We start from the raw sequence: 9031 nt of genomic DNA, 5'->3' as shown, positions 1-9031 counted from the left end.
TAAAGCCGCCATCATCTGTGGTGGGACAATACACCACCGCAGGACGGGTTCTGTGATGACAAAGCGGAGTGACTTGCTGCTGTCGTACAGAATCGACTGACGCTCAAGCCTCCCGCTGATCGTCCGAATGAGGCAATCGTCGCTCAGGTTGTGGCGCTGAAGGACAGCTCGGATGTACTCCGGCGTCTGGAGCAGCCCTGGCACGAGTGCCGGCTGAAACAGCTGGAGCGTTGCCATCTGGGCTTCAAGGGCTTTGGTGGCCTGCTGCCCCTTGTGCAGTCCCATCCGTTTCAGCAGACGCCACGCGGTCGCCTCCGTCGCAGATGCTCGTGCCGCCTCCCCATATTCCGCCTTGACTTCATCCGAGACGTCGATGGCAGTCAGAATGCGTTCCACGTCCGCCGCAGAGGCCGCCATCTTCGCGTTCTCGATCTTGGATAGCTTGGACGGAGACATGATGGCGTTGCGGGCCACCGCCTTGGCCTCCTTGCCGGATGCCAGGCGCAGGGCCCGCAACGCCGCACCGAATTGCGCCTCGTTCACCCGCCGTGCGCGGCCCACCATGCAGTGAACGGTTCCGCATGGGTGAGCGCCACGTCACGGTACCGGGTGAATTCCGCAGCCCGGCCCGGCGGGAGCACTTCCGATCCCAAGAACTTTCCGGCTCCGTCATAGTTCATCACGGCCACGGACTCGGAATCGAAGAGCCAGAAATCGGGAACGCCACTGAGCGGTCCGGGATGATTCGTGGCATCGAGGATGGAGAACTCCTCACCCCCGGTCATATTCTTCTGATACCCCCACCCGAGTTCGAATCTGAGATAGTCTGTGAGCGGGCGGGACACTACATGCACCCGGTGAATCCGCTTCCCTTTCCGGGTATGTGAGCGGAGTTCCTCCACCCAGCCCGCGTTGTAGTCGTCCGGCTGCGGTTGTCCTGCCAGGAACGCTTGGTAAGCATCGACATTCCCCGACTGACTGTAGTCGTCCAGGGTCTCCAAGCGGAATGCCTCGCGCTCAAACGTATCGAAGAGATCACCGAGGGTCCTAGATGAGGTTGTCACGAACGGCCTTCCGGATCAGTTCAACCGGGATTTCGACGAGAGTTTCGTGAGCGGGAGCTGAAGACCGTGATCGATCGGCGTCTCACCCTGCACCAGGACGGTACCGCGATCCGTGGCATAGATGGCCGGACAGTCCTTGATGTCGCACGTACTCACCAGCTTGGTGACCTTCATGGCACGGGTCCTTCCTCACTTCTGCCCTCAACTCCCGCCTCTTCTGCCGATGTTCCCGGGGTGAGGGATCGCGGGTCAAGCGGCTACGATTGACGGAACGGGAAACCCGAGCCGGAAAGGCACCTGCTACCTCCTTCTTCCCGGCGCCGGACCGCGCTGATCATGCCCGCCTCATGCGGCGTGGGTCGGTGCGGCGGGCGGCCCACAGGGTTGTGGTGCGGGTCAGCGTCATGGTCTCGCCGCCCGTGAAATGGAGGCGTTTCGCGTTGCGCGGCAGGGCCGTCATATCGCAGATTGTGAAGGTCTGGCCCCCGATCATCAGTTGGTCGCCGCGCCGCACGGAATGCGCGTCGATTTCGACCGCGACCAGCACTCCTTCCCTCACCGGTCCTCCTCGCGGGACAGGTGGGCGTCGATCCGCTTCATCAATTCATCAGCTTCCTCCCACAGTTCCGCCAGCGGCTCCGCCACCTCCGCCGGCTCTGCCCTTTCCGGCTCCTCCGCCCGCGTTCCGCTCATCGGCCACCCACCTTTCCGTCGTCACCACGTGTGCACTCATCACAACCCAGGGGCACCGGTGGGCGGTACGGTGAGGAACGAGGCGGGCGATCAACACATCAATGGCGATGCGAACGGGGTGGCCGATGGGCAGACGCGAACCGAATACGGCACTCGCCGTCCTTCTTGCCGAATCCGGCATGGGTGAAGGCCAGTTCGCACGGGCGGTCAACCGGGCCGCCGCGGAGACCGGCCTCGTTCTGCGCTACGACCAGCCCTCCATCAGCAACTGGCTCTCCGGCACACTCCCCCGGAAAATCGCCCGGCCGTTCGTCGTCGAGGCCCTGAGCCGCCGACTCGGCCGCGCACTCACCCACACCGACCTCGGTTTCCCGCCTCCGGCCGCACACCAGAACGCTCAGGCGGGTATGAGTACCGTCGAGGAGCTGGTGGAGCTGGGGAGGTCGGACATGGACCCGAGCCGCCGGGGCGTGCTCAGTGCGGGGGTCTTTTCGGCGGCCATGGCCGTTCCGGGGTGGTCAGAGGCCGCGGAACGGGTGACGGCCGTCTCGACCGGCCGCGCGTCGCGGGTCGGCATGGCCGAGGTACGGGTCGTGAAGGACATGACCGAACGGCTGTCCGGCATGTGCGACGAGTTCGGTGGCGGCTATGCCAGGCCGCTGGCCGCCGCGTTCGTCGCGAACCACCTGGGGGACCATCTCAGGGCCGACGCGCCCGGCCACGTGCGGCGGGCCATGGCGAGGGAGGCGGCCTTCCTCTGCTACCTCACGGGCTGGATGGCGGTGGACGAGGGCGATCACGCCATGGCGCAGCGCTGGTACCTGACGGCGCTGGAGCTGGCCGCCGAGGCCGGGGACCGCGACGTTCACTGCCACGTGCTGCGCGGCATGTCGGTACAGGCGGCCGACCTGGGACACGGGCCCCTGGCCGTGCGGCTCGCCGACGCGGCAGCCGAGGCGGCACCGGGCGCCACGCCGCGGATGCGCGCGTTCTACGCGGGGCAGCAGGCGCACGCCTTCGCCGTCGCGGGCGAACGCACCGGCGCGCTGCGTGCGCTGCGCGAGACCGAGACCGCCCTCGACCGGGCGGAGAGCGGATTGACCACGTTCGGCGGGTACGCCCCCTCGACGCTCGCCTACACCACGGCCCAGGTGCGCCACGGTCTCGGGGACACGGCCGGGAGCGTGTCGTCCTTCCGCCTGCACTTCCGGCTCCGCGACGCGGGCGACAGCCGCGGCTCCGCGGTCAGGTTCGGCGCGCTGATGGCGGAACGTCAGCTGACGGCGGGCCACTTGGACGCGGCCTGTGAGACGTGGCACCGCGTGCTCGACGACTACGAGGGCATCCGTTCCGGCCGGGCGGATGAGCGGGTCGGGGGGATTCGGGGGCTGCTTCGGCCGTATCTGGGGAATCGTGGGGCGCGGGCGTTGGATGAGCGGGTTCGTGGGTTGGGGGTGGGTGGGCGGGGTACTCGGGGCGGTGCTGTTGTGTCCCGGGCCGCAGGATCAGGATTGTGAGGGTTCGCCGTGATGACGTTGCCGTCCGCGCGTGGTGAGGTGTCGGCGGCGCTGATCGGGGTGCTGGCGCGGCGGCCGGCGCGGGTGGGAGCGCGGCCGTTCGACGGGGTGGCCGCGGCGGCGGCCGACCCGTACGGGGAGGATCTGCACCTGGCGTTGTACCTGTGCTACGAGCTGCACTACCGCGGGATCGGCGGGGTCGACGAGGACTGGGAGTGGGACGCGCGGCTGCTGGGGCTGCGGGCGCTGCTGGAGGAACGGTTCCTCGCCGCGCTGCGGAACGACGTGCCGGCGTCGGGCGACCTTTCGCAGGTACTGGACGAGCTGCTGCTCGAACCGGTGGACGGCACCGGCGTCTCCTACTTCCTGCGGGACCGTGCGGAGCTGGCGCACGTGCGCGAGTACGCGGCGCTTCGTTCGCTGTACCACTTGAAGGAGGGCGACCCGCACGCCTGGGTCATTCCGCGGCTGACCGGCCGGGCGAAAGCCGGGTTCGTCGCCGTCGAGTACGACGAGTACGGCGGCGGGCGGGCCGAGCGCATGCATGTGCGGCTGTACGCCGATCTGATGGCCGATCTGGGCCTGGACGCGGACTACGGGCGCTACCTGGAGTCCGGAACGGCGGAGCTGCTGGCGACCGTCAACCTCATGTCGCTGCTCGGGCTGCACCGCGCGCTGCGTGGTGCGCTGGTGGGGCATTTCGCGGCGGTGGAGATCACCTCGTCGCCCGGTTCGCGGCGCATCGCGCAGGGCATGGCGCGGCTCGGCGCGGGTCCGGCGGCGGTCGGGTTCTACGCGGAGCACGTGGAGGCGGACGCGGTGCACGAGCAGGTGGTGCGCCGGGAGGTCATCGGCGGGCTGCTGGAGGCGGAGCCGCAGCTCGAACGGGATGTCGCGTTCGGTATCGGGGCCACCGGGTGGCTGGAGGACCGGCTCGGCGACCGGTTGCTGGGGGCGTGGGAGGCGGGGCGTTCCGCGCTACGCGCGCCCCTGTGACCCCTGTGAGCGTTTGCCGCGGCGGCGGTGGCTGGTGTCGCAGAACGGGAAGCGGCGGCTGCGGCGGCAGGTGCACAGGGCGACCACCGGGCGGTCGGAGCGGATGACCGTGCCGTCCTCGGCGACGAACTCCACGGGTCCTTCGATCAGCAGGGGCCCGCCGGGCTCCATGGAGACCCGCCGGGCCTCGGACGGCGGTCCCTGCTCAGGCGGCTCGTTCGGCGCGGACAACGGCCAGCTCCTCCGTGGTGTCGTCGGGCCCGAGCAGGCCCTGGTCGCGCAGCCAGTCGGCGCGCGCGGACATGACAGGGCCGAACGGGATCGGCCGCCGGTCGGTCACCTCGGCGTCGAGGCCGCCGGCGCGGAGCAGGGCGACCGTTCGGTCGGGGTCGCACAGCGCCGAGTGCACGGTCAGCGCGACGCCGCCGGGCCGCAGCAGTGGCGGCAGTTGGGCGCAGATGCGGTCGAGGAGCGCGCGGCCGTCGCGGCCCGCGTCCCAGGCGCGGGCCGGGCCGCGGCGCGGGAGGTAGGCGTGGGGTGAGACGACGTAGGGCGGGTTGGCCAGCACCAGGTCGAACGTCTGGCCGTCCACGGGCCCGAACAGGTCGCCGTGGCGGACACGTACGGGCAGTCCGGCGAGCAGCGCGTTCACTTTGGTGGTGAGCACCGCGCGGCGCGAGGTGTCGACGGCCGTGACGCTCGCCGCGCCCCTGCGGGCGGCGGCGAGGGCCAGCGCCCCGGTGCCGGTGCCGACGTCGAGGACGCGGGCGCCGACGGGGGCGGGTTCACGCAGCAGCGCCTCGCGCAGCAGGGACGTGTCGTCCTGCGGCGCGTACACGCCGGGGGGTCTCAGCAGCCACATCGGCCCCGAGTACCCGCTGGGCCACTTCCGAACCGGCGCCGGTCGGGCTCAGGCGCCGCCGTTCCTGGTTTTGATGAGGCTGTCGATGCCGTCGAGGACGAAGGTGATCCCGTACAGGAAGTCCTCGTCCGCGGTGGACGCTTCGTCGCCGAAGGCGCCGGACGCCACGACCCTGGCCACGGTGGGGAAGCGTTCGGGGTCGGCGCGCGCGGCGATCGTTCTGCCGTAGATGTGCCCCCAGTCCTCGTAGCTGACGCCGGTGCGGGGGACGGCGCGGGTCATGGAGAGCTGCTGCTGCACGTCGTGGAGCACGAAGCTGGTGAGGAGCATCAGCATGCCGACCATGTCGTCGTCGGGCAGACCGGTGCTGTCGAGGGAGGAAAGGACGGCCTCCATCCAGGTCAGGTTGTTCGGGCCCATGGGCGGGCCGCTGAGGGGAATGTCCGCCATCCAGGGCCGTCCCAGCAGCAGGGCACGGGAGTCGAGGGCGTAGGCGGTCAGCCGACCGCGCCAGTCGTCGGGCCAGGCGTCGGTGTCCGGCACTCCCGACGCCATCTCGAACATCAGGTCGAGGAGATCTTCCTTGCCCGGGACGTAGCGGTAGAGGGACATGGTGGTGACGCCGAGCCGCTCCGCGACCTTGCGCATGGACACCCCGCCGAGCCCCTCGGCGTCGGCGATCTCGATGGCGGTGGCGACGATCCGGTCGACGGTCAGCGAGCCGCGCGGCCCGCGGGTGCCGGGCTGCCCGGTGCGCCAGAGCAGGTCGATCATGCGCTCGACATCACGCGACCCCGTTCCCATCGTTCTCCTTCGGTCGGCGATTGACCGCATCCTAAAACTGTGTATGGTGTATACCCAAGTCTACAACGTACACAGTTTACGGGGGTGGAGAGCGAAGATGGCCGATCACGCGATAGTGGCCGAGGGCCTGCTGAAGCGATACGGGGACAAAAAGGCGCTGAACGGCTTCGACCTGGCCGTGCGCACCGGCACGGTGCACGGGGTGCTCGGGCCGAACGGGGCCGGCAAGACGACGGCCGTGCGGGCGCTGTGCACATTGCTGCGCTTCGACGCGGGCCGCGCCGAGATCTGCGGCATCGACGTCGCCGGACAGCCCGCCCGGGTGCGGGAGCGGATCGGGCTGACCGGCCAGTACGCGGCCGTCGACGAGCAGCTCAGCGGCCGGCAGAACCTGGTGATGTTCGGTCGGCTCCTCAAGCTGCGGCCGGCCGCGGCCAAGCGGCGGGCGGACGAACTGCTGGCGCAGTTCGGCCTCACCGAGGCGGCCGGGCGGAACGCGGGGCAGTACTCGGGCGGCATGCGCCGCCGTCTCGACCTCGCGGCCAGCATGGTGATCGTTCCGCAGGTGCTGTTCCTCGACGAGCCGACCACCGGGCTCGACCCGCGCAGCCGCAACCAGGTGTGGGACGCCGTGCGTTCCCTCGTCGCGGAGGGGACGACGGTCCTGCTCACCACCCAGTACCTGGAGGAGGCCGACCAGCTCGCGGGCCGCATCTCGGTCGTGGACACGGGCCGGGTGGTCGCCGAGGGCACGGCGGACGAGCTGAAGGCGAAGATCGGCGGGGACCGGGTGGAGGTCGTCGTCCGGCACGCCGACGAGCTGGCGGCCGTGGCGGACATCGTCGGCCGCGTCTGCCACAGCGTCCCCCAGACCGACCGGGACGTGCGGCGGGTCGGCACGCAGGTCGCCGACCGGGTCGCGGCGCTGACCGGAGTCGTCAGGGCGCTGCACGAGGCGGGCATCGCCGTCGAGGACATCGGCACCAGGCGGCCCACGCTGGACGAGGCGTTCCTCCAGCTCACGGGGCACCGGGCGAACGAGGAGGCGACGGCATGAGACGACTGCGCCTCGCGGCGGCCGACGGCTGGATCATGACCCGGCGCAACATGTCGCACCTGGTGCGCACGCCGGAGGAGATGGTCCTCTACTTCGCGCTGCCGATCATGTTCGTCCTCGTCTTCGGCTACGTCTTCGGCAGCGGCATGTCCGTGCCGGGCGGCGGCGACTACCGGGAGTTCCTGCTGCCGGGCGTCTTCGCGATGACGATGCTCTACGGAATGGGCGCCACCGGAACGGCCGTCGCCGTGGACGCGGGCCGCGGCGTGGTGGACCGTTTCCGTTCGATGCCGGTGGCCCGTTCCGCGCTGCTGGTCGGGCGGAGCACCGCCGACCTGATGCGGGCCGCACTGGAGATGAGCGTGCTGGTGGTCTGCGGCCTGCTCGTCGGCTGGGAATGGCACCGCGGCATCGGCCGGGCGCTGCTCGCGGTGGCGCTGGTGCTCGCGCTGCGCGTCGCCATCACCTGGATCGGGATCTACCTCGGGCTCGTGGTGCGCAACGCGGACACGGTCGGCACGATCGTCTTCCCGCTGGCGTTCCCGCTGACCGCGGTGTCGAACGTGTTCACCGCGCCGGAGCTGATGCCGGGCTGGCTGGGGACGCTCGCCGAGTGGAACCCGCTGTCCGCGACGGTGGCGGCGATCCGTGAGCTGTTCGGCAACCCCGGCCTGGCCGGCACGGGGTCGTGGGCGACGGAGAACGCGATGCTGCTGGCCATCGCGTGGCCCGTGGTGCTGACCGCGGTGTTCGCGCCGCTGGCCATCCGCAGCTACCAGCGGCTGAGCCGCTGACGCGGCGCCACCGGGACGCGACAGGGCCCCGCCGCGGGGGCGGGGCCCTGTCGTCGCCTTCCGGCGCGGATCACCGGCGCGTCTCCGGCGCGTCTCGGGCGCGGATCAGATGGATCAGACGGTGACGCCGTTGGCCCTCAGGTAGGACAGCGGGTCGATGTCCGAGCCGTAGTCCGGGCCGGTCCGCACCTCGAAGTGCAGGTGCGGGCCGGTGCTGTTGCCCGTCGAGCCGGACAGGCCGATCTGGTCGCCGCCCGCGACGGTCTGACCGACGCCGACGCTCAGGGACGACAGGTGGGCGTACTGCGTGTAGTGGCCGTCGTCGTGGCGTATGACGACCTCGTTGCCGTAGGCGCCGCCGGAGCCGGCGGTCACCACCTCGCCGGAGGCGACGGCCTTGACGGGAGTGCCGGTGCCGACCGAGAAGTCCACGCCGGTGTGGTAGCCGGAGGACCAGGACGAGCCGGTGGCGCGGTAGGCGGTGCTCGGCGACGCGTCGACCGGGGCGTGGAAGTCACCGGACGGCTCGGGCGCGGGCTCCGGCTCGGGCGCGGGCTCCGGCTCGGGCTCGGGCTCGGGCTCGGGCGTCGGCTCCTCGGCGGCCTGCGGCGCGGCCTGCGGCGCGGCGCCGCCGGTCGCTTCGAGCGACAGTTCCTGACCGGGCTTGATCAGGTCCGGGTCGTCGCCGATGACGTCCTGGTTGCCGTCGTACAGCGCTTCCCAGCCGCCGTCGACGTCCTCGTCGGTGGCGATCCGGAAGAGCGTGTCGCCCTTGGCGACGGTGTAGGTCCCGGCCGGTTCTGCGGCGGTGGCGGCGGCCGGTTCGGCGGCCGCTTCGGCCGCCGGGACCTGCGCGGATTCCGCGGCCGGAACGCTCGCAGGAACGCTCGCCGGAGCGGCGTTCGCGGCGCCGGCCGCGACCAGCGGCAGGGCCACGCCCGCGCCACCGGCGGTGAGCATCAGGGAGATGCGGGAAATGCGCCGTACCCGCTGACGGCGGTGACGTCCGCGTGCGGACATAGGTGTGCTCCTCTCCATCGCCTGCGAGGTGAGCTGTCGGGTTCGGGCCGGAGATGCCCGGCCACCGTCGAATACGGTCACGGCGGACCGCGTTCGGCGGTGACTTAACCCCGAGCCGGTGCGCGGAATACACGCTCCGGCGGAAAGTGGTTCCCCCGCTCCTGTCACACGGAAGTGCTGCGTTTCCACCACCGGTGACAGGATTCGGCGTCCGGCGCGGAACG

The 9031-nt window shown here is 70.7% G+C and carries 12 protein-coding genes, 1 pseudogene and 1 riboswitch; of the genes and pseudogenes, 4 read left to right on the top strand and 9 right to left on the bottom strand.

Translation table 11 applies throughout. From position 1 onward, the window contains the following. From STBA_RS22855 to STBA_RS37945, 5 genes and pseudogenes are all read right to left on the bottom strand, one after another. On the bottom strand, positions 1-564 hold a 564-nt coding region (locus STBA_RS22855; RefSeq protein WP_077061030.1), incomplete at its 3' end, for a Scr1 family TA system antitoxin-like transcriptional regulator. Next, on the bottom strand, positions 540-1064 hold the full coding sequence (locus STBA_RS22850) for a DUF6879 family protein (RefSeq protein WP_077061029.1): 525 nt from the start codon (positions 1062-1064) through the stop codon (positions 540-542). The genes STBA_RS22855 and STBA_RS22850, both read right to left, overlap by 25 nt. Then, a pseudogene (locus STBA_RS22845) lies at positions 1048-1238 on the bottom strand (hypothetical protein). The gene STBA_RS22850 and the pseudogene STBA_RS22845 overlap by 17 nt, the downstream one beginning before the upstream one ends. A gap of 160 nt (positions 1239-1398) precedes the next feature. Then, positions 1399-1611 carry a hypothetical protein gene (locus tag STBA_RS22840; RefSeq protein ID WP_077061028.1) on the bottom strand — a complete coding sequence of 71 codons (213 nt, stop codon included), beginning with the start codon at positions 1609-1611 and terminating at the stop codon, positions 1399-1401. Between the two features lie 8 nt (positions 1612-1619). Then, entirely contained in the window at positions 1620-1757 is a 138-nt protein-coding gene (locus tag STBA_RS37945) for a hypothetical protein (RefSeq protein ID WP_171987767.1), read from the bottom strand. Between the two features lie 179 nt (positions 1758-1936). On the opposite strand from STBA_RS37945, the gene STBA_RS22835 reads away from it, so the two are divergent. Further along, positions 1937-3274 carry a tetratricopeptide repeat protein gene (locus STBA_RS22835; protein WP_366510858.1) on the top strand — a complete coding sequence of 446 codons (1338 nt, stop codon included), beginning with the start codon at positions 1937-1939 and terminating at the stop codon, positions 3272-3274. 12 nt (positions 3275-3286) lie between these two features. Further along, positions 3287-4270, top strand: coding sequence for an iron-containing redox enzyme family protein (locus STBA_RS22830; RefSeq protein ID WP_077061026.1), 984 nt, complete (start codon positions 3287-3289; stop codon positions 4268-4270). On the opposite strand, the gene STBA_RS22825 is transcribed toward STBA_RS22830, so the two are convergent. The 3 genes from STBA_RS22825 to STBA_RS22815 are packed head-to-tail and all read right to left on the bottom strand — an operon-like array spanning position 4253 to position 5936. Beyond that, a complete protein-coding gene (locus STBA_RS22825; protein WP_077063522.1) occupies positions 4253-4441 on the bottom strand; it encodes a CDGSH iron-sulfur domain-containing protein in 189 nt (62 codons plus the stop codon). The genes STBA_RS22830 and STBA_RS22825 overlap by 18 nt on opposite strands. 34 nt (positions 4442-4475) lie before the next feature. Next, positions 4476-5132 (bottom strand): HemK2/MTQ2 family protein methyltransferase, encoded by a 657-nt coding sequence (locus tag STBA_RS22820; protein ID WP_077061025.1) that lies wholly within the window; start codon positions 5130-5132, stop codon positions 4476-4478. A gap of 48 nt (positions 5133-5180) precedes the next feature. Then, entirely contained in the window at positions 5181-5936 is a 756-nt protein-coding gene (locus tag STBA_RS22815) for a TetR/AcrR family transcriptional regulator (RefSeq protein WP_077061024.1), read from the bottom strand. Positions 5937-6033: 97 nt separating this feature from the next. On the opposite strand from STBA_RS22815, the gene STBA_RS22810 reads away from it, so the two are divergent. Then, the gene (locus STBA_RS22810) at positions 6034-6993 is read left to right on the top strand and encodes an ATP-binding cassette domain-containing protein (protein WP_077061023.1); all 960 of its coding nucleotides are present in this window, start codon (positions 6034-6036) and stop codon (positions 6991-6993) included. Further along, positions 6990-7787: an ABC transporter permease gene (locus STBA_RS22805; protein WP_077061022.1), complete on the top strand. Its 798-nt coding sequence runs from the start codon at positions 6990-6992 to the stop codon at positions 7785-7787. Before STBA_RS22810 ends, STBA_RS22805 begins: the two co-directional genes overlap by 4 nt. Before the next feature lie 114 nt (positions 7788-7901). Here STBA_RS22805 and STBA_RS22800 read toward each other — a convergent pair whose 3' ends face one another. Then, positions 7902-8807, bottom strand: coding sequence for a LysM peptidoglycan-binding domain-containing M23 family metallopeptidase (locus STBA_RS22800; RefSeq protein ID WP_077061021.1), 906 nt, complete (start codon positions 8805-8807; stop codon positions 7902-7904). A 3-nt stretch (positions 8808-8810) separates the two neighbouring features. Continuing rightward, positions 8811-9027: riboswitch (cyclic di-AMP (ydaO/yuaA leader) on the bottom strand. Positions 9028-9031 lie beyond the last annotated feature (4 nt).

Source organism: Streptomyces sp. MP131-18 (assembly GCF_001984575.1).
GTDB lineage: Bacteria > Actinomycetota > Actinomycetes > Streptomycetales > Streptomycetaceae > Streptomyces > Streptomyces johnsoniae.
The sequence above is the reverse complement of the archived record's forward strand: the minus strand, read 5'-3'. Positions and strand labels throughout refer to the sequence as shown.